The organism is Pseudorhizobium tarimense (assembly GCF_022968135.1).
Classification (GTDB): Bacteria; Pseudomonadota; Alphaproteobacteria; order Rhizobiales; family Rhizobiaceae; genus Neorhizobium; species Neorhizobium tarimense.
Genome location: NZ_JALJRA010000004.1, coordinates 13,538 through 33,817, shown reverse-complemented (window position 1 = coordinate 33,817; position 20,280 = coordinate 13,538). Strand labels below are relative to the sequence as shown.

Sequence of the window (20,280 nt, the reverse complement as noted above, 5' to 3'; positions counted from 1 at the left end):
AGGAGATAATGAATGTACTATTCGGGACCCGCGGCGATCCTGGCGCTCGGAATCGCTGCCGGAGGGACAGTGCCGGCCTGGGCCGGCGTGGAGGGAGCAGCGGGGCTGCTGCCGCACCGGGCTGTCTACGACCTCACACTGAAGGATGCCTCCGACAGGTCAGGCATCGAAGGCATGAGTGGCCGGATGGTCTACGAGTTCACCGGCTCCGCCTGCACCGGCTTCGCCACCAACTTCCGTTTCGTAACTCGCATCAATACCGGCGAGGACACGCGGCTGACCGACCAGCAGACCAAGACCTTCGAGGATACCGAAAAGGGCGAATTCCGCTTCGAGACCAAGTCCTTCACCGACGAGCAAATGGACAAGGAGGTGGCAGGCGAAGCCCGGGAAGAGGATTCCAAGGTCAAGGTCGAGATAGAGCGTCCGGATCCGCGCCGACTGGAGCTGGTGTCCAGTACCTTTCCGACCGAACACATGCTGGAGGTCATCAAGAGCGCCCGCGAAGGCAAGCGCTTCTTCGAGACGCGCATCTTCGACGGCTCCGAGAATGGCGACCAGAGCATGATCACCAACACGGTGATCGGGCCGCAGCAGACGCCCAAGGACGCACCGGCATCCGACGACGCGGATAAGGCCGGGGAATTTTCAGAAGCGGCATATTGGCCGGTGACGATTGCCTACTTCAACGAAGGCGGGGCAGGGGATGCGACTCCGGTCTACTCAATGTCCTTCAAGCTCTATGAAAATGGCATTACGCGCGATCTCACCATGGATTATGGTGACTTCGTGCTGAGCGGCAGCCTCTCCAGGCTGGAGGTTCTCGACAAGCCAAAATGTGATCCGAACCAGCCACGCCCCTAAGACAAACCTGACCGGCCAATCGAAGGAAGTGACGCGTGAGCATCGAATTCCTCCTCACCTCGCTCGTCATCGTGGCTTCGCCCGGAACGGGCGTGATCTACACACTCGCTGCAGGGCTCTCCCGTGGCGCCAGGGCCAGCATCGCGGCTGCCTTCGGTTGCACGCTTGGGATCGTTCCGCACATCGCCGCGGCGGTGACCGGACTTGCTGCGGTGCTGCATGCCAGTGCACTTGCCTTCGAGATCATCAAGTATCTCGGCGTCGCCTACCTTCTCTACATGGCCTGGCGGACGATCAGAGACCGCGGCTCGCTGAACGTCGATGAGGAAAGTGCGCCACGATCGGCTCGGCAAACGATTACCTCCGGAATTCTGATCAACATCCTCAACCCAAAGCTTTCGATCTTCTTCTTCGCCTTTCTGCCGCAGTTCGTCAGCCCTGAGCAGGCGAACGCGCTTCCGATGATGCTGGCGCTGAGCAGCGTGTTCATGGCGCTCACGTTCATTGTCTTCGTCGGCTACGGGACATTTGCCGCCTCCATGCGCTGTCACGTCATTTCGCGGCCGGCGGTAGTCAACTGGATGCGGCGGACGTTCGCTTCCGCCTTCGTTGCGATGGGCGCGAAGCTCGCTTTGGCCGACCGCTGACGCTGCGAGAGGTCTTGCCGATCCCTTTGGCTGCCGCTATTGCGGCGGCCAAAGGATCGGATTGAAGAATGTCAGGAACCAACAGCGAGCGCCAACTCATTGCCGAAGGGCCAGCGATCATCCTGGTCGAGCCGCAGCTTGGCGAGAACATCGGGATGGTGGCGCGCGCCATGGCCAATTTTGGCCTGGCAGAACTGAGGCTCGTCAACCCGCGGGACGGCTGGCCGAGCGAGAAGGCACGGGCGGCTGCTTCTAAGGCCGACCATGTCATCGACCAGACGACCGTCTACGAGACGCTCGACGACGCCATCCGCGACTTGAACTTCGTCTATGCGACGACCGCGCGCGAACGCTACGGCTTCAAGCCGGTCCGGGCGCCGGTGATCGCCGCCTCGACGCTGCGCGAGAAGTTTCGTGCCGGCGAGAAGACGGGGATCCTTTTCGGCCGCGAGCGCTGGGGTCTTACCAACGAGGAGGTGGCACTGGCCGACGAGATCGTCACCTTCCCGGTCAACCCCGCCTTCGCCTCTCTGAACATTGCCCAGGCCGTGCTGCTGATGTCCTACGAGTGGATGAAGACGGGGCTGGAGGACGTATCGGCCACGCCATTCCAGCCGGTCGAGCAGCGACCGTCGACCAAGGAGCAGGTATTCGGCCTGTTCGAACATCTCGAAGAGGCACTCGATGCCCGCGGCTATTTCCACCCGCCCGCGAAAAAGCCCAAGATGATTGACAACCTCCGCGCGGTGATCTCCCGTCGCGGCTTCAGCGAGCAGGAAATCAGTGTGCTTCGCGGCGTGATCTCCTCGCTGGATCGCTTCCCGCGGCGCTGGCCCAAGAAGCCGGAAAGCGAGCGGGAGAAGCCGGAGAATGACGACGTCTAGTGCAAGACCGGTGCTGATGTTCGATTCGGGCATCGGCGGCCTGACCGTGCTGCGCGAAGCGCGCGTGCTGATGCCGGAGCGGCGGCTCGTTTATGTCGCAGACGATGCAGCCTTTCCATATGGTGGCTGGGAGGAGGGCAGGCTGCGCGAGCGGATCGTCAGCCTGTTCGCAGACTTGATTGCCAAGCACGACCCGCAAATCGCGGTCATCGCCTGCAACACGGCCTCCACCCTGGTTTTGGCGGATCTAAGGTCGGCTTTCCCCGATACCCCGTTTGTCGGCACAGTACCGGCGATCAAGCCCGCCGCCGAGCGCACCCGCTCCGGTCTCATCTCGGTGCTGGCGACCCCCGGCACGGTGAAGCGGCAATACACCCGCGACCTGATCGGCGAATGGGCGGCCAAGGTGCATGTCCGCCTTGTGGGAAGCGAGCGCCTCGCGGGGCTTGCAGAAACCTACATGCGCGAAGGCTTCGTCGGCGAGCAGGCGGTACGAGACGAGATCCTGCCCTGCTTCATCGAGCAAGACGGTTTGCGAACAGACATCGTCGTGCTCGCCTGCACGCACTATCCGTTCCTCGTCAACCGGATGCGCAAGACCGCACCATGGCCGGTGGACTGGATCGATCCCGCGGAGGCGATTGCGCGGCGAGCCTTGTCGCTCCTGCCGCAGAACGCTCGTGCGGACGCACTTCCCTCCGAGCCTGATATCGCGTGCTTTACTTCGGGCAAGCCGGATCCGGCAATCCAGCGGCTGATGCAGGGTTTTGGGCTGCGGGTTCTCTAGCTCGCAATAGGATCTTGCAAATCGGGTCCTTCGGTGGCTTCCTCAGGCCTTCTGTCTGGAGCTTGAACCCATGCCTATCGAGAACTGGCTTGCCTTCGTCGCCGCGTCCGCCGTGCTGCTCGCAATCCCTGGCCCGACCGTCCTCCTGGTGATCTCATACGCTCTCAGCCATGGTCGGCGCGTTGCATCCGCGACGGTTGCCGGAACGGCACTCGGCGACTTCACCGCGATGACGGCCTCCATGCTGGGGCTTGGCGCGCTGCTGGCAACGTCAGCGACGCTGTTCACGTTGCTGAAGTGGATCGGCGCCTGCTATTTGATTTACCTCGGCCTGAAACTTTGGCGTGCGCCGACGCGGAATGATCTGGCCGTAGGTGAGGACAAGGTCACGTCCGAGCGCCCGTTTAAGATCTTCCTGCAAGCGTATGTGGTGACGGCGCTCAATCCGAAGAGCATCATCTTCTTCGTTGCCTTCCTTCCGCAGTTTCTCGATCGCAACGAACCTCTGCTCGTCCAGATGGTGATCTTCGAGATCACCTTCCTCACCCTGGCGACGTTGAACGCTGCGCTGTATGGACTGCTGGCATCGCTGGCGCGCAACCAGATCCGCAAGCCTGCGGTTCAGCGCCTGGTCAACCGGACAGGCGGAACGCTGATGATCGGTGCCGGACTTCTGACGCTGGGTTGGAGGCGGGCGGTCACCTGAGGCCATATCGCCTGTGAACAAGTCGTGTTGAGTGGCGAAAACCACCCGCAGCCGTGCTATAGCCCTTCTCCTTGCGCGGCGAGCGATTCCCCGCCGAGACTGAGCATACGAGGTTAGTGCATTGCAGGTCGGCATCGATATGGGCACCGTGACCGGGGGTGCCCCGGCCAAGCTCGATATCGAGGAGCTTCTGGCGACGCGCCTTTTGGTGCAGGGAAATTCAGGTTCCGGTAAGTCCCACCTTCTCAGGCGGCTGCTGGAGCAATCCGCGCCGTGGGTTCAGCAGGTCATCATCGATCCCGAAGGCGACTTCGTCACCCTGGCCGAGAAGTACGGGCACATCGTGGTCGACGGCGACCGGACCGAGGCCGAGCTCGCCGGCATTGCTACGCGCATCCGCCAGCACCGCGTGTCCTGCGTGCTGACGCTCGAAGGTCTCGACATCGAGGAGCAGATGCGCGCCGCCGGCACGTTCCTGAACGGCCTCTTCGATGCCGATCGCGAGCACTGGTATCCGGTGCTTGTCGTTGTGGACGAGGCGCAGATGTTCGCGCCCTCCGTCGGCGGTGATGTATCGGAAGAAGCGCGCAAGATGTCACTCGGTGCAATGACCAACCTGATGTGCCGCGGGCGAAAGCGCGGGCTGGCCGGTGTGATCGCGACACAGCGCCTTGCCAAGCTCGCCAAGAACGTGGCGGCGGAGGCGTCCAACTTTCTGATGGGCCGCACCTTCCTCGATATCGATATGGCGCGCGCGGCCGACCTCCTCGGCATGGACCGCCGCCAGGCGGAGATGTTCCGCGACCTGAAGCGCGGAAACTTCGTGGCGCTCGGGCCTGCGCTTTCGCGCCGGCCGCTGCCGATCGTAATCGGTCCGGTGGAAACCTCGGCGCGGTCCTCCAGCCCCAAGCTGATGCCGCTGCCGGATGCGCCGCAGGACGTCGAGGACCTGATCTTCACGCCCGATCCAGAGGAATTCACCCGACCCATCACGCGGCGGGCGCCGCCCGCGCCGCGTCCAACCACCGACATCCTGGCTGAGCTTTGCCGTTCGACGCCTGCAGCGGTTCCGATGGCGACGGAGCCCTCACGCCCCGCGCAGCCGGAGCTTTCTCCGGAGGAGCGAGACGAGCGCCTGAATGCGGTGCTCTCCGAAATCATTGACGATCCGCAGGCTGCCTATCGCACCGACGCCGTGCTCTACCAGGATTTCCTCGTGCGTGCCCGCATGCGCCGGCTGCCCGGGCCGCCGATGGCGATGAGCGAGTTTCGTCGGCGCGTGGCGATCTCGCGGGCAGGGGTCGACAAGGAAACATCCGAGACGCCCGGCTGGCAGACGGCGCTCGAGCTTTCGGTGCGCGTGTCCGACGATCTGCAGGGCGTCTTCCTGATGCTCGCGAAGGCGGCGCTGCTGGCCGAGCCATGCCCGCCGGATATGCGGCTTGCCAGGGCGTATGGCACCCATTCGGCGCGCCGTGCCCGGCGCCTGCTCGGCTATTTCGAGGAGCAGGGGCTGATCGTCGTCCACTCCGATTTCTCCGGCAAACGTATCGTCGCCTTTCCGGATCTGGACGTGCAGACATCACCAGGCGCGCCGGACGCGCCGGATGAGGAGCCGGTGGAAAGGCGCGACGCTGCGGAATAAGCGTTCGCGCGTTGCCTTATCTGGAAGAGCAGCCTAAGCCGCACGCTCCTCCCAGACCTTGACCAGTTCGACAATTGCCCGGACCGAGGTCTCCATGTCCTGCACGCTGATCCATTCGAGCGGCGAATGGTAGGCGTGGCCGCCGGTATAGATGTTGGGGCAGGGGAGGCCCATGAAGGAAAGGCGTGCGCCGTCGGTGCCGCCGCGGATGCTGTCGATCTTCGGCTCCAGCCCGATTCGACGCGTGGCCTCCATCAGGTTCTCCATCACTTCCGGATGCCGGTTGAGAACTTCTTTCATGTTACGGTACTGCTGCTTGACTTCGAAGCGGTAAGTCGAGCCGGGATAGGCCGCCAAAACCTCCTCCGTGAGCGTCTTCAGCAGGTCTTCCTTCTGCGTCAGTCCGTCCTCCTCGAAATCGCGGATGATGAAGCTGATCTTTGCGCCCTCCATCGCACCGCAGATCGAGATCGGGTGAATGAAGCCTTCCCGGCCTTCGGTCGTCTCCGGGGCCTGATCCTGTGGCAGCCGGGCAACAATTGCGCTGGCGATCTTGATGGCGTTCTCCATCTTGCCCTTGGCTGTGCCCGGATGGATGGGGACGCCGGAGATCTCGATCGTCACGCCATCGGCGGAGAAATTCTCGCTCTGGATCTCGCCGACCGTGCTGCCGTCGAGCGTGTAGCCGAAGTCGGCGCCGAGCTTCTCGAGGTCGACCTTGTCGGCGCCGCGGCCGATCTCTTCGTCGGTGGTGAACAGGAGCTTGATCGGCCCATGCTTGATTTCGGGGTGCGCGAGCAGGAACTGCGCGGCCGTCATGATCTCAGCGATACCGGCCTTGTCGTCGGCACCGAGCAGCGTCGTGCCGTCGGTGGTGACGATGTCATGGCCGAGCTGCGCCTTCAGTTCCGGATGCTCCTCAACCTTGATGACCTGGTTCGGATCCCCAACGAGGTTAATGTCGCCACCCTGATAGTTGCGCACGATTTGCGGCTTGACGCCGGTGCCGGTGAAATCGGGGGCAGTGTCCATGTGCGCGCAGAAGCAGATGGTTGCGACTGCCTTCTCTGTGTTGGCGGGGATCGTGGCGTAGACGTTTCCGTGCTCGTCAAGATGGGCGTCGTCCAGACCAAGCGCCCGCAGTTCCTGTTCGAGGAGCCGGCCGAGGTTCTTCTGCTTTTCCGTCGAGGGCTGAGATGTCGAGGCGGCGTTGGATTGCGTATCGATGACGACGTAGCGGAGGAAGCGGTCGAGGACGGTAGCATTGGGAAGCGGCATGGACGGGATCCGTTCTTTAGGTGATGGACGGACAGCTTAGACCGCAGATCTGTGGGCGGGAATGCCGCTTTACGAAAATGCTTCGCGCCGGGGCAACCGGCGCGGAGCGGATAGGCAGGTTATTCCGCCGCCTTGATCTGAGCCGGCTTGTCGCGGGTCGCCCAGAGCGAGCCGATAATGCCGGCCGCGAGGATCGCGAGCGTCACGCCGAGCGAGACCATCGGCGGGATCTTTGCCAGGCCCAGCATGTCGGCCACGAAGATCTTGGAACCGATGAAGATCAAGACGACGGAGAGCGCATACTTAAGATAGGCGAAGCGGTGGATCAGGGCGGCGAGCGCGAAATAGAGCGCGCGCAGACCGAGGATTGCGAAGATGTTCGACGTGTAAACGATGAACGGGTCAGTGGTAATGGCGAAGATCGCGGGGATGGAGTCGACCGCAAAGACAAGGTCTGCGAACTCGATCAGGATCAGCGCCAGCATCAGCGGCGTCAGAAATGTCTTCAGCTTGCCGGTTTTTGGATTAGGCTCCCGGACAAGGAACTTCTCGCCATGCAGTCGATCGGTCACCGGCAGGCGCTTGCGCAGCAGCTTCAGGACCGGGTTGTTCTCCACGTCATAAGGCTCGCTGCTCGAGAACAGCATCTTGATGCCGGTGATGATCAGGAAGGCGGCAAAGAGGTAGAGCACCCAGCCGTAGTTGTCGACGGCGGCCGCGCCGGCCGCGATCATGATGCCGCGCAGGACGATGACGCCGAGGATGCCGTAAAGCAGGACACGGTGCTGATATTGGCCGGGGATGGAGAAATAGCCGAAGATCATCGCGATGACGAAGATGTTGTCCATCGCGAGGCTTTTCTCGATGACGAAGCCGGTGAGATATTCGAGGCTGGCCTGCTGGCCGAACTGACTCCACACGAAGCCGGCAAAGAGAATGCCGAGCGTCATGTAGAAGCCCGACATCAGGAGGCTTTCCTTGATGCCGATCTCTTTGTTCTTCTTGTGGAGGACGCCGAGATCGAGTGCGAGTAGTCCGATCACGGCTGCGACAAAGGCGAGCCACATCCAGACGGCGGCCCCCTGGAAATCAACCCATAGGAAATCCATGACATATCCATGCCGGATCAAGGTTGATCAGAAGCACCGACATCACGGTCGATCCGGCGATACACGTCAGAGGGGCCCGGTGCTCGCGATCACTTGGAGGTACGCCGATTGTTGTTCAAGTGCACGACACGATAAATTTCCGTGAGCCTGTCGTTCGGGTGTTGGGCGGTTGCTCTCCTCCCATCGCTGTTGACATTTTCATGACGACCCCCTAAAGACCGCGCCAGCACCGGGTGGCAACGCCCGGTGTTTCATTTGACATGTCCCGTGGTTTTCTCCGGACGCTTTCGTGAGAAACCTGTCAGGATCCCCAAAATGGGGTTCAGAGGAGGGCGTGTTTCCTTGATCCGGTTCCTTAAGGACCTGGTGTAGACCATTGAAAGGAAATACGATGAGCAAGCGCGCGTCGTCCAAGTACAAAATCGATCGCCGTATGGGCGAAAACATCTGGGGCCGTCCGAAGTCCCCGGTCAACCGTCGTGAATACGGCCCGGGCCAGCACGGCCAGCGCCGCAAGGGCAAGCTTTCTGACTTCGGTGTGCAGCTGCGCGCCAAGCAGAAGCTGAAGGGCTATTACGGCGATGTCCGTGAGAAGCAGTTCCGTGCGATCTACGAAGAAGCCAACCGCCGCAAGGGTGACACCGGCGAGAACCTGATCGGCCTGCTCGAGTCGCGTCTCGACGCGATCGTCTATCGCGCCAAGTTCGTGCCGACGATCTGGGCTGCCCGTCAGTTCGTCAACCACGGCCACGTGACCGTCAACGGCGTGAAGGTCAACATCGGTTCCTACCGCTGCAAGGCTGGCGATGTCATCGAAGTCCGCCAGAAGTCCAAGCAGCTGGTTTCGGTTCTGGAAGCTGTTCAGCTCGCCGAGCGTGACGTTCCGGACTACATCGATGCTGATCACAGCAAGATGACCGCCACCTATGTTCGCGTTCCGAGCCTTTCTGACGTGCCTTACGCCGTCATAATGGAACCGAACCTCGTCGTCGAGTTCTACTCGCGCTAATAAAGAAGGGCCCGGTATCGGGCCCCGCTTTCTGGCCTTGGCCGGGAATTGAAGCCGCGTCAGCTCGACGCGGCTTTTTTCATGACGCCAAGGTTCTTGTCGAGCGACTCGCCGGTCGCGACTGGCGCTTCCTTCGGGCCCTCACCCATGCGGTTCCAGGCATCGAGGCCCGCGATCTTGTAGGCCTCGGCGAGCGTCGGATAATTGAAAGTGTTCTCGACGAAGTAATCGACCGTTCCCTTCAGGTTTAGCACCGCCTGGCCGATGTGCACCAGTTCGGTCGCGCCTTCCCCAACGATGTGGACGCCGAGCAGGCGACGGGTCTTGCGCGAAAAGATCATCTTCAGGAGGCCGGTATCGAGCCCCATGATGTGGCCGCGCGATGTTTCGCGGAAATGGGCTATCCCTGTTTCATAGGGGATGCCTCGTTCGATGACTTCCTCTTCCGTAAGCCCGCAGGTCGAGATCTCCGGAACGGCGTAGATACCATAGGGGAAATACTGCGGCGGCTCGCTTGCCGGTGCGCCGACAGCGTGGCGGGCGGCAATCCGTCCCTGTTCCATCGAAGTCGAGGCAAGGCTCGGGAAGCCGACGACATCGCCTGCGGCGTAGATGTGCGGCACGGATGTCTGGAAGGTCTCGGGGTCGACCTTCAGCCGCCCGCGGCTGTCGGCTTCCAGCCCAGCGGCGGGCAGATTGAGGGTGTCGGTGGCGCCCATGCGTCCGGCCGCAAAGAGCACCGTCTCGGACTGCAGCACCCGGTGATTGCTGAGCTCGATCCGGCACTTGCCGTTCTCGTCCTTCTCGATCTTCTCGACCGTCTGACCGAAAATCAGCTTCATGTTGCGGTCGCGCAGCTGGTAGGTGAAGTCCTCGACGATCTCCTTGTCGATGAAATCGAGCATGCTCTGGCGTGGCTCCACCACGGTAACCTGCGTGTCCAGCGCACTGAAGATGGTGGCGTACTCAATCCCGATCACGCCTGCGCCAACCACGATCAGGGAGCGCGGTACCTGCTTGATCTCCAGCAGCTCGTCGCTGTCGATGATCGCGGCGCCGTCGAAGGGAATGTTGGTTGGCCTATAGGGGCGGGTGCCTACGGACAGGAGGATGGAGGTGGCGCTGACATGCATGACCTCGCCATCCGTCTTCTCGACCTCGAGCGTGTTGGGATCGGTAAACTTCGCTGTGCCGCGGATGTGTTGCACGCGGTTGCGGGAAAACTGATGCTCCAGCACCTCGACCTCGTGGTCGAGCGTGATCAGCAACCGTCGGCGTAAGTCGTCGGCGCTGATGTCCTGCTTCACACGATAGGACTGGCCGTAGAAGCCGCGCTCGCGCCAGCCGGAGAGGTTGAGGGCCGTTTCGCGGAGCGTCTTCGAGGGGATCGTTCCGGTGTGGACGGAGACGCCACCGACGCGACGGCCGCGCTCGATGACGAGAACGCTTTTTTCCAGTTTTGCGGCCTGGATGGCGGCGCGGCGTCCCGCCGGTCCGCTGCCGACGACGATGAGGTCGTAGTGATTCATGGATTGCTCCGCTTGGTCATTCCGGCGGCGACCGCCGCTGCTGCTGCATCAGTATCAGGCTTGTCTTACGGTTTGATTGAGGCGCCTGGAGGAAAACGGTCGAAGGCCGCCTTTGTTCGCATTGCGGCTGGGAAAGGCGAGGGCGGAGCCTTAGATCAGCCTCAGCCGCTTCAGGGTGGCGTGGCCGTCCTTGCCGATGATGATGTGGTCGTGGACGGTGATGCCGGCTTGCCGTTTCGATGATCGTGCGGGTCATATCGATATCGGCGCGCGACGGTGTCGACTCGCCACTCGGATGGTTGTGGACGAGGATGATGGCGGTTGCAGAAAGCTCCAGCGCACGGCGGACCACCTCGCGCGGATAAACCGGCGTATGGTCCACCGTGCCCGCCCCTGGATCTCGTCGGCTATCAGGGTATTTCGCTTGTCGAGGAAGAGGATCCGGAACTGTTCTCACGAGTCATAGACGATGGGCGCGTGGCAACCGTCGATGACGGAGACCAGGAGGAGAGAACCTGCTTGCCGCGAAGCTCGCTTTTCAGCATCCGGTGCGCGACCGTGGAAACAAGCTTCAGATCGAGGGCTACCGCTTCGCCGATGCCGTCGACCTCCTGGAGAAGCGAGGTGAGGGCACCGAAGACGCCTGCCAGCGCGCCGTCGCCGTTCGTGCCCTCAGCCGGTCCCGATGCCCGTGATAATGAGCCTGCTTCTCTTCCGGCTTTGCCAGCAGCCCGCGCTTCAGCGTTGCGGGGTTCAGCGTTGCGGGGTTCAGCGTTGCGGGCTTCGGAGGCTGCTCCGCAAAGAAGCCGCGTTCGTCCAGGCCCTCATCCATGGCTGGCATTGCACCGTCATCGGGAGGGGCGGGACGATTGTTCATCGGCTATCCCTTCAAGGGCGGCAGGCCAGGGCGGTCGAGGCCGGCTGGCGAAAGCGTGAAGATTTCGCAGCCGGTGGCGGTGACGCCGACGGCATGCTCGTATTGCGCCGACAGCGAGCGGTCGCGCGTGACGGCCGTCCAGCCGTCCGACAGCACCTTTACGTGCGGCTTGCCGAGATTGATCATCGGCTCGATGGTGAAGATCATGCCCTCGCGCAGCTCTGGTCCTTCATCGGCACGGCCATAATGCAGGATGTTCGGCGTGTCGTGGAAAAGGCGTCCTACGCCGTGGCCGCAGAAATCGCGGACGACGGAGCAGCGTTCTGCCTCGGCATAGGTCTGAATCGCCTGGCCGATGGCGCCTGTCCGGGCACCTGGCCGGACCGCTGCGATCCCGCGCAGCAGGCACTCGTAGGTGACTTCCAGCAGGCGTTCGGCAGCGCGCTTGATCTGTCCGACGGGATACATGCGGCTTGAATCGCCATGCCAGCCGTCAAGGACGTAGGTGACATCGACGTTGACAATCTCGCCTTCCTTCAGCGGCTTGTCGTCCGGCATGCCATGACAGACGACATGGTTGATGGAAGTGCAGACGGAGTATTTGTAGCCGCGGTAGTTCAACGTCGCCGGCAGCGCACCGTGGTCCATTCCGAACTGGAAGACGAAGCGGTCGATCTCGTTGGTGGTCACCCCGGGTTTGACGATCGAGGCCAGTTCATCCAGGCAGCGCGCCGTCAGCAGGCTCGCCTTGCGCATGCCGGCAAAGTCCTCTGCGCTGTAGAGGCGAATTGCGCCCGTATTCTTCAGCGGCGCCGCCAACGCGTCGATATAATTCACCATCTGCTCGTTCTCGTTGCCTGACCGTTCATAACGCACACGCCCGCAGTTCGTCTATTGCGACCAGGTCGGTCGCGACGATTTCTTGCGGCGCTACGCGGCAGCGAAGGGCATAGGCTTCCACGCCTTGCTTTGCTGCGCGCCGGAAGCCCTCGACATAGGTCGGATCGAGGTCTTCGCAAAGGCTCATCGCATCACAATCGGATCGTTGGATGATATAGAGCATGATGGCACGATGACCTTGCGTCACCATCCGCGCCATCTCTTCCAGATGCTTCGTGCCGCGCTTTGTGACTGTATCCGGAAATTCGGCGAGACCAGCCTTGCGGATGAAGTGCACGTTCTTCACTTCGACATAGGCATCCGGGCGGCCAGGCTCCGTCAGAAGGATGTCGATGCGGGAATTCGTGCCATATCGTTGCTCACGACGGAGGGTGCCGTAGCCATCGAGCGATGGGACAAGGCCCGCCAGGAGCGCCTCTTCGGCCAGACGGTTCGGCAGCCCGGTGTTGATGCCGACCAGTGTCCTGTCCGCCTCCACCATCTCCAGCATGTGGCGGTACTTTCGCGTTGGGCTGTCGTGGAGCGACATCCAGATGCGGGAGCCGGGCCTCGTCAGGCCGCGCATCGATCCGGTGTTGGGGCAGGAGCCGGTAATCGGCGTGCCGTCATCGAGCACGGCATCAAACAGGAAGCGCTTGTAGCGCTGAACGAGCGTTGCGGGTACAAGCGGCGGATCGAACCTCATTATCCGCGGCTATACCCGCTCCAGAACAAATGTGCCAGGCGCATCGGCTATTGCGTTGAGCGCATCCCCGCCCGGCTTGCGAGCAGCGACGCGCACCCCATTCCGCTTCTCGATCCAAGCATGCCAGTGCGGCCACCAGGACCCCTTCGTTTCTCGCGCCTTCTTCACCCAGTCATCGAATCCGCCGATCGGCTTTCCGTTGGTCCAGTACTGGTACTTCTGCTTTTCGGGCGGGTTGACGACGCCTGCAATATGGCCGGAGCCGCTCAGCACGAACTCGACACGCCCGCCGAAGAGCGAGGAGCCTTTAAACACGGAGCGAGGCGGCGCGATGTGATCTTCGCGGGTGGCGAGGTTGTAGATCGGGATCTTGACGTCCTTCAGCGAGATGACCTCGCCTGCGAGCTTCATCTCGCCCTTGCTCAGCGTGTTGTCGAGGTAGCAGTTGCGCAGGTAGAACGCGTGATTGGCGGCAGCCATGCGGGTGGAATCGGCGTTCCAGTAGAGAAGGTCGAAGGGCATCGGCTCTTTGCCCATCAGGTAGTTGTTGACGACATACGGCCAGATGAGCTCCGAGGCGCGCAGCATGTTAAAGGCGGTGGCCATTTTGGACCCGGACAGATAGCCGGTCTTGTGCATCTGCTTTTCGATCGCCGTCAGCTGCTCCTCATCAACGAAGACCTTCAAATCGCCGGCAAGCGTAAAGTCGACCTGTGTCGTCAGGAAGGTGGCCGAGGCAATCCGGCTGTTCTTGCGGCGGACATGCAGGGCGAGGGTTGCCGCAAGCAGCGTGCCGCCGACGCAATAGCCGATGGCATTGACCTTTTCCTCCCCCGTCGCCTTCTCCACCGTCTCGAGCGCGAAATCGACGCCTTCCTCGATATAGGCCTCCCAATCCTTCGCCGCGTGCCGAATGTCGGGATTGACCCATGAGATGACGAAGACGGTGTGTCCCTGCTCCACGCACCACTTGATGAAGCTCTTCTGTGGCGTCAGATCCAGGATGTAGAACTTATTGATCCATGGCGGCACGATCAGCAGGGGCCGCTTCAGCACGGTCTCCGTGCTCGGGTCGTACTGGATGACTTCGCAGAGATCGCTCTGGGCGATCACCTTGCCGGGAGTGAGGGCGAGGTTCTCCCCGATCTTGAACTTCGTATGGTCGGTGTGCCGCAGCCGCAGTTCGCCGCCGCCAGCCGCCATGTCTTCCGCAAGCATCCGCATGCCCTGGACGAGATTGGCGCCGCTGCTGGCCACCGTCTCGCGGTAAACCTCTGGATTGGTCAGCGCGAAGTTGGCGGGCGACAGGGCAGCAGTCATCTGCCGGATGTAGAAGGCCGCCTTATGGCGCGTATGTTCGTCGAGCCCCTCCGCCTCGGCTACCAGCTTTTCGGCCCAGGATGCAGTGACCTGATAGACCTGTCGGAGGAAGGCGAAGAAGGGGTTCTTGATCCATTCCTCGTGAGCGAAGCGCTTGTCCTGCGGCAGGTTCTCGGGCTCTGCTACCTCCTGACCGGCAAACTTCGAGAGGGTCCGCGTCCAGATCGCCATATAGCTGGAGAAGAGCAGCGACTGTGCTTCAAGCGTCCGTTTCGGATCCGAGACCCAGTACTGCGCCACCTCGGAAAGTGTCTTCACCATATCGGTGACGGGATCGGCCGAGGGGTCGGTGGGCTCTCCGGCCTCACGGGCATCCAGCCATTGGGACGCGGCCTGACCAACGTGTTCGAGCGCACGCGCCAGGTTGACGGCGAGCGCCGCCGGATCCTTCACCATATAGGCTTCGACGGACTGCGGATCAAAGCCGGGGAAGGTTTGCTCCCCCGACTGCTTCTCCTCCCTCTTGTCAGTCAACCGGTCCTCCGCGACAGAAGTGTTCTTGTGGTTTGATTTCTTTTGTACATAGTGCCGGAAAATGCTTACAAGTGCCAGCGAATGACGCCGCGCGCGTCGACTTTTTGAACGCCGAAAATTGGGCGGATGCGATGGAAGAACTGAGGCGCCGGGCGGCTTCGCTGCCCCTATTCCTGTGTGTCGGCACGCTGCCGATTCTCCTGGCGGGCTGCAACAGCTTTGCGCTCGACGACGGGATACCGAACACGGCGCCGCAGGCAATCGTGGTATCGGGGCAGGGCGCTCCCGAAGGCCGGCCGCTCGCCAAGCGCAACACGGGCACCTATCCAACCTTCGGCCCGCAGCTGACCGCCGCCAACACGCAGATCGCGGACGAGCAGGCGGCCGGTACGGAGGCTCAACTTTCGGCGCTGGCGCAAGCACGTGCCAATGGACATGTGTCGGAAGCGGAGTACCAACAACGGCTGGCAGAACTGCGCAGGCTCGCGGCACAGCATGCCGCCGAAGCGGAAGCTGCAATCGCCAATTAGCGCTTGCCTTTCGGGCGGTTTGGTTTCAAACCACGAAATCGCCGATTTGGGCGATATCCCCGCGCGGTCAGATACCGCGCGTGCTTCCACGGGGAGATTTATGGAAGAGTTTCACAAGGTCCGCCGACTGCCGCCCTATGTCTTCGAACAGGTCAACCGTTTGAAGGGGAGCGCGCGAGCGGCGGGCGCCGACATCATCGATCTCGGCATGGGCAACCCCGACCTGCCGACGCCCAAGGCGATCGTCGACAAGCTGTGCGAGGTGGTTCAGGACCCGCGCACCCACCGCTATTCGTCGTCAAAGGGCATTCCGGGCTTGCGCCGGGCGCAGGCTGCCTATTACGCCCGCCGGTTTGGCGTGAAGCTCAATCCCGAGACGCAGGTCGTCGCCACCCTCGGCTCCAAGGAAGGCTTCGCCAACATGGCGCAGGCAATCACCGCACCCGGTGATGTGATTCTCTGCCCCAACCCGACCTATCCGATCCACGCCTTCGGCTTCCTGATGGCAGGCGGCGTGATCCGTTCGATGAACGTCGAGCCGGACGAGAGCTTCTTCGGCCCCCTGGAGCGGGCGGTTCGCCACTCGATCCCGAAGCCGCTGGCGCTGATCATCAACTATCCGTCCAATCCGACGGCGCATGTGGCGTCGCTCGATTTCTACAAGGATGTGATCGACTTTGCCCGCAAGCACGAGATCATCGTGCTGTCGGACCTTGCATACTCCGAGATTTACTTCGACGAGAACAATCCGCCGCCATCGGTTCTGCAGGTGCCGGGCGCAATGGATGTTGCGGTCGAGTTCACCTCCATGTCGAAAACCTTCTCGATGCCCGGTTGGCGCATGGGATTTGCCGTCGGCAACGAGCGACTGATTGCGGCGCTGACGCGGGTGAAGTCCTACCTCGACTACGGGGCGTTCACGCCGATCCAGGTTGCTGCAACCCATGCGCTGAACGGGGATGGCTCGGATATCGCCGAAGTGCGCAATGTCTACAGGCGCCGGCGCGACGTCATGGTCGAGAGCTTCGGCAAGGCCGGCTTCGAAGTGCCGCCACCCGCGGCGACGATGTTCGCCTGGGCGAAGATCCCCGAGAAGTTCCGCCATCTCGGCTCGCTCGAATTCTCAAAGCTTTTGGTCGAGAAGGCCGATGTTGCGGTCGCGCCCGGCGTCGGCTTCGGCGAGATGGGCGATGACTACGTCCGTCTGGCGCTGGTGGAAAACGAGCACCGCATCCGCCAGGCGGCGCGCAACATCAAGAAGTTCCTCTCCACGGCGGACGAAACCATGCACAACGTGATTTCGCTCAACACCCGCCGCTAGTCTCGGCGGCCGGTTCACGGGCGCCTCCCAATATCCAGGAAGTTCATCATGGCAGACGCCCTCAAAGTCGGCATTGCGGGTCTTGGTACCGTCGGTGCCTCGCTCGTCCGGATCATCAGAGAGCGGGCAGAAGAGCTTGCGGTGACCTGCGGACGGGCGATCGAGATCGGCGCATTGAGTGCCAGAGACCGGTCGCGGGACCGGGGCGTGGACCTTTCCGATATCACCTGGTTCGGCTCCGCCGAAGCGATGGCGACCGAAGCCGACATTGACGTCTTCGTCGAGTTGATCGGTGGCGCTGAAGGGGCGGCTGACCAAGCCGTTCGGGCCGCGCTCGAGCGGGGTCTCCACGTGGTGACGGCCAACAAGGCGCTGCTCGCAAAGCATGGCGTTGAGCTGGCCGCACTCGCGGAGGAAAAGGGCGTCCTTCTGAACTTCGAGGCTGCCGTTGCGGGCGGCATCCCAGTCATCAAGGCGCTACGGGAATCGCTGACCGGAAACAAGGTATCGCGCGTCTACGGCATCATGAACGGCACCTGCAATTACATCCTGACGCGGATGGAAAAGGAAGGGCTGAGCTTCCAGGACTGCCTGCGGGAAGCACAGCGTCTCGGATACGCTGAAGCCGATCCGACCTTCGACATCGAGGGGAACGATACGGCGCACAAGCTGGCCATCCTGACGACGCTCGCCTTCGGCACGCAGATCGCGGCGGATGAGATCTATCTCGAAGGCATCAGCAACATCTCGATCCAGGACATCGAGGCGGCGGCGGATCTCGGATACCGCATCAAGCTGCTCGGCGTGGCGCAGAAGACGGAAAGTGGCATCGAGCAGCGGGTTCATCCGACCATGGTGCCGCGCGATACCGTGATCGCTCAGGTCGACGGTGTAACGAATGCCGTGGCGATCGAGTCGGATATCCTCGGCGAATTGTTGATGGTCGGCCCCGGCGCCGGCGGAGACGCCACGGCATCTGCCGTCCTTGGCGACATTGCCGACATCGCCAAGAGCCGTCCCGGGGAACAGCGGGTGCCGGTTCTCGGGACGCCCGCCAAGGCACTGGCTCCTTATGTAAAGGCGCGGATGAGAAGCCATGAGGGCGGTTACTTCATCCGCCTTACCGTCGCCGATCGCACCGGCGTTTTCGCCAGCGTCGCCAGCCGTATGGCCGAAAACAACATTTCGCTGGAATCGATCGTCCAACGCGCGAGCCCTCAGCCGCAGGCCGCGGCGGGCTCCAAGACGATCATCCTCGTGACGCATGCCACGACGGAGGAATCGGTTCGCAACGCGGTGACGGCAATCAAGGGCGAGAGCTATCTCGTCGGCGAGCCGCAGGTCATCCGCATCGAGCGGCCGAAGGCGTTCTAGCCTCGTTCTGTTTGCTGACATCGCGCGCAAGATCATCAGCAATATGCGAGTGTGTCTTGCAGTTAAAGTGATTCCGTTTCTCCGGGGGATGGTCTAGTAAAGCTTCATGACCGTGAGGCACCTTCCCACCATTCCCTCGACCGATACTCAAGTCGATCCGGTACCGCGCGCGTTCCTGAACGTGGAGCGTTCTGTCTGCAATCAGCGCTGGGTCTCGCGTCTCGACCAAGCAGCGCAGAACCGGGCGCTCGCCATTTCTCAGGTTCACGGTATCCCCGATCTCGTCGCCAGAGTTCTTGCCGGGCGTGGCGTCGAACTCGACAAGGCGCCGGCTTTTCTCGACCCGACAATCCGCTCGTTGATGCCGGAGCCTTTCACGCTGACCGACTGCGAGAAGGCTGCCGCGCGGCTGTCGCACGCAATCAAGCGAGGCGAGAAGGTGGCGATCTTTGGCGACTATGACGTGGACGGTGCGTCATCTTCGGCGCTTCTGCACCGGTTTCTCGCGCACTTCGGGCAGGACGCCGAGATCTACATCCCGGACCGCATTTTCGAGGGCTACGGCCCCAATCCGCCGGCGGTCCGTCAGCTGATTGCGAACGGCGCGAGCCTGATCGTCACCGTCGACTGCGGTTCGACGAGCCACGATGCGCTGGCGGCGGCGCAGGAGGCAGGCTGTGACGTCGTGGTGATCGACCATCACCAGTTGTCTCACGCGCTTCCGCCCTGCTATGCGCTCGTTAACCCGAATCGGGAGGACGACCTGTCGGGGCAGGGGCATCTTTGTGCCGCCGGTGTTGTCTTCATGGTGCTCGTGGCAACAGCCCGGATGCTGCGGGAGCGGGGCCACCCGTTGGCCGCCTCGCTTGATCTCCTGCGCTGGCTGGACCTCGTGGCTCTTGCGACAGTTTGCGACGTCGTACCGCTCAAGGGTCTCAACCGAGCCTTCGTGGTCAAGGGTCTGATTGCGGCCCGCCACATGAACAATGCCGGTCTGGCAGCGCTGTTCAAGAAGGCTGGCCTTGGAGGGCCCGTGACGCCCTATCATTTTGGCTTTCTGGTTGGTCCCCGGATCAATGCTGGCGGTCGCATCAGTGACGCGGCTCTCGGTAGTCGTTTGCTGACGCTTGACGATGCTGCCGCAGCCGAGGAAATCGCGGGACGGCTGGACGAGCTCAATCGCGAACGCCAGGCGATGGAGCAGGCGATGCTGGCGGAAGCCGAAGCCGAAGTGATGGCGGAATATGGCGATGGGGAAACGGCGAGCGTGCTGGTGACGGCGCGCGACAATTGGCATCCGGGGATCGTCGGTCTGCTGGCGGCGCGCCTGAAGGAGAAGTTCAAGCGGCCGGCCTTCGCAATCGCCTTCGATCCTTCCGGCAAGGGCACGGGCTCCGGTCGGTCGATCAACGGCTTCGACATGGGCAAGATGGTGCGCGCTGCGGTGGATCAAGGCCTGCTCGTCAAGGGTGGAGGCCACGCAATGGCTGCCGGCCTGACCGTGGAGAAACCGAAGCTCGGTCAGTTGCGCGGGTTCTTCGACGAGGCCACAGGCGAAGTCGTTCCCGGCCTCGTTGCAAATCATGTGCTGAAGATAGACGGAGCGCTTTCTGCATCCGGCGCAACGCTGGACCTGTTTGATCAACTGGAGCAGGCTGGGCCCTATGGTTCGGGTCACCCGCAGCCGATCTTTGCGATGCCGGCGCACCGGGTGAAGGACGCGCGTCTGATCGGCACCGCGCATGTGAAGGCGGTGCTTCAGGCGGCCGACGGTACCTGTGTCGATGCGATTGCCTTCCGGGCAGCAGAGACGCCGCTCGGCAACCTGCTCTTGAACGGGCGTGGAACTCAGCTGCACGTCGCAGGCTGTTTGAGCGGAGATCAGTGGCAGGGAAACCGGCGCATACAGCTGCGCATCCTGGATGCGGCGCCAGCCGCTTGACCGTTGAATTTCAAGAAGAAGTGGCACGCCCTAGGGGAGTCGAACCCCTCTTTCCAGAATGAAAATCTGGCGTCCTAACCGATAGACGAAGGGCGCGTGCGCGGTGTGGCGCCCTTATAGTCAGGGCTCGGATTCCCCGCAAGCGGGAATTTGCGGTTTTCGTCACAAAAAGACAAAAAGGAAGACGGGGAAGAAGGTTCAAAGACATCGCTGCTTGAGAAGGCAAGCGCGAGGTAAATCAGGAGCTTAATAAAGGGGAAGGTGGCACGCCCTAGGGGAGTCGAACCCCTCTTTCCAGAATGAAAATCTGGCGTCCTAACCGATAGACGAAGGGCGCGT

At 62.1% G+C, this 20,280-nt stretch carries 17 protein-coding genes, 2 tRNA genes and 1 pseudogene; 11 read left to right on the top strand and 9 right to left on the bottom strand.

The window, feature by feature from the left end; genetic code table 11:
* Positions 1–12 precede the first annotated feature (12 nt).
* From MUU54_RS05555 to MUU54_RS05530, 6 genes are all read left to right on the top strand, one after another.
* Positions 13–864 carry a cell envelope integrity EipB family protein gene (locus MUU54_RS05555; RefSeq protein WP_247243044.1) on the top strand — a complete coding sequence of 284 codons (852 nt, stop codon included), beginning with the start codon at positions 13–15 and terminating at the stop codon, positions 862–864.
* Positions 865–899: 35 nt separating this feature from the next.
* On the top strand, positions 900–1,511 hold the full coding sequence (locus MUU54_RS05550) for a LysE family translocator (protein WP_247243043.1): 612 nt from the start codon (positions 900–902) through the stop codon (positions 1,509–1,511).
* Positions 1,512–1,579: 68 nt separating this feature from the next.
* Positions 1,580–2,395 (top strand): RNA methyltransferase, encoded by an 816-nt coding sequence (locus tag MUU54_RS05545; RefSeq protein ID WP_247243042.1) that lies wholly within the window; start codon positions 1,580–1,582, stop codon positions 2,393–2,395.
* Positions 2,382–3,182, top strand: a complete 801-nt coding sequence (gene murI / locus MUU54_RS05540; RefSeq protein WP_247243041.1) for a glutamate racemase — start codon at positions 2,382–2,384, stop codon at positions 3,180–3,182. Before MUU54_RS05545 ends, murI begins: the two co-directional genes overlap by 14 nt.
* 70 nt (positions 3,183–3,252) lie before the next feature.
* Positions 3,253–3,888 (top strand): LysE family translocator, encoded by a 636-nt coding sequence (locus tag MUU54_RS05535; RefSeq protein WP_247243040.1) that lies wholly within the window; start codon positions 3,253–3,255, stop codon positions 3,886–3,888.
* 121 nt (positions 3,889–4,009) lie between these two features.
* The gene (locus tag MUU54_RS05530) at positions 4,010–5,533 is read left to right on the top strand and encodes a helicase HerA domain-containing protein (RefSeq protein ID WP_247243039.1); all 1,524 of its coding nucleotides are present in this window, start codon (positions 4,010–4,012) and stop codon (positions 5,531–5,533) included.
* A 33-nt stretch (positions 5,534–5,566) separates the two neighbouring features.
* On the opposite strand, the gene pepT is transcribed toward MUU54_RS05530, so the two are convergent.
* Entirely contained in the window at positions 5,567–6,811 is a 1,245-nt protein-coding gene (gene pepT, locus MUU54_RS05525; protein ID WP_247243038.1) for a peptidase T, read from the bottom strand.
* 119 nt (positions 6,812–6,930) lie between these two features.
* Complete coding sequence (locus tag MUU54_RS05520) at positions 6,931–7,920, bottom strand: TerC family protein (protein WP_247243037.1); 990 nt, start codon at positions 7,918–7,920, stop codon at positions 6,931–6,933.
* A 391-nt stretch (positions 7,921–8,311) separates the two neighbouring features.
* On the opposite strand from MUU54_RS05520, the gene rpsD reads away from it, so the two are divergent.
* On the top strand, positions 8,312–8,929 hold the full coding sequence (gene rpsD, locus MUU54_RS05515) for a 30S ribosomal protein S4 (RefSeq protein ID WP_247243036.1): 618 nt from the start codon (positions 8,312–8,314) through the stop codon (positions 8,927–8,929).
* A 59-nt stretch (positions 8,930–8,988) separates the two neighbouring features.
* On the opposite strand, the gene sthA is transcribed toward rpsD, so the two are convergent.
* The 5 genes and pseudogenes from sthA to MUU54_RS05490 all read right to left on the bottom strand — a co-directional run bounded on the left by sthA (position 8,989) and on the right by MUU54_RS05490 (position 14,774).
* A complete protein-coding gene (gene sthA / locus MUU54_RS05510; protein ID WP_247243035.1) occupies positions 8,989–10,458 on the bottom strand; it encodes a Si-specific NAD(P)(+) transhydrogenase in 1,470 nt (489 codons plus the stop codon).
* Positions 10,459–10,608: 150 nt separating this feature from the next.
* A pseudogene (gene radC / locus MUU54_RS05505) lies at positions 10,609–11,335 on the bottom strand (RadC family protein).
* A gap of 3 nt (positions 11,336–11,338) precedes the next feature.
* Positions 11,339–12,175, bottom strand: a complete 837-nt coding sequence (map, locus tag MUU54_RS05500; protein ID WP_247243034.1) for a type I methionyl aminopeptidase — start codon at positions 12,173–12,175, stop codon at positions 11,339–11,341.
* Between the two features lie 25 nt (positions 12,176–12,200).
* Positions 12,201–12,920, bottom strand: coding sequence for a DNA/RNA nuclease SfsA (sfsA, locus tag MUU54_RS05495; RefSeq protein ID WP_247243033.1), 720 nt, complete (start codon positions 12,918–12,920; stop codon positions 12,201–12,203).
* Positions 12,921–12,929: 9 nt separating this feature from the next.
* Entirely contained in the window at positions 12,930–14,774 is a 1,845-nt protein-coding gene (locus MUU54_RS05490; RefSeq protein WP_247243032.1) for a PHA/PHB synthase family protein, read from the bottom strand.
* A gap of 71 nt (positions 14,775–14,845) precedes the next feature.
* Between MUU54_RS05490 and MUU54_RS05485 the strand changes: the two genes are divergently transcribed.
* From MUU54_RS05485 to recJ, 4 genes are all read left to right on the top strand, one after another.
* Entirely contained in the window at positions 14,846–15,304 is a 459-nt protein-coding gene (locus MUU54_RS05485) for a hypothetical protein (protein ID WP_247243031.1), read from the top strand.
* Between the two features lie 100 nt (positions 15,305–15,404).
* Positions 15,405–16,625: an LL-diaminopimelate aminotransferase gene (locus MUU54_RS05480; protein WP_247243030.1), complete on the top strand. Its 1,221-nt coding sequence runs from the start codon at positions 15,405–15,407 to the stop codon at positions 16,623–16,625.
* 48 nt (positions 16,626–16,673) lie between these two features.
* On the top strand, positions 16,674–17,999 hold the full coding sequence (locus tag MUU54_RS05475; RefSeq protein ID WP_247243029.1) for a homoserine dehydrogenase: 1,326 nt from the start codon (positions 16,674–16,676) through the stop codon (positions 17,997–17,999).
* A 106-nt stretch (positions 18,000–18,105) separates the two neighbouring features.
* Positions 18,106–19,941 (top strand): single-stranded-DNA-specific exonuclease RecJ, encoded by a 1,836-nt coding sequence (gene recJ / locus MUU54_RS05470; protein ID WP_247243028.1) that lies wholly within the window; start codon positions 18,106–18,108, stop codon positions 19,939–19,941.
* A gap of 21 nt (positions 19,942–19,962) precedes the next feature.
* Here recJ and MUU54_RS05465 read toward each other — a convergent pair.
* Both MUU54_RS05465 and MUU54_RS05460 read right to left on the bottom strand, forming a co-directional pair.
* Positions 19,963–20,037: transfer RNA gene (locus tag MUU54_RS05465), tRNA-Glu, on the bottom strand.
* Positions 20,038–20,203: 166 nt separating this feature from the next.
* Positions 20,204–20,278: transfer RNA gene (locus MUU54_RS05460), tRNA-Glu, on the bottom strand.
* Positions 20,279–20,280 lie beyond the last annotated feature (2 nt).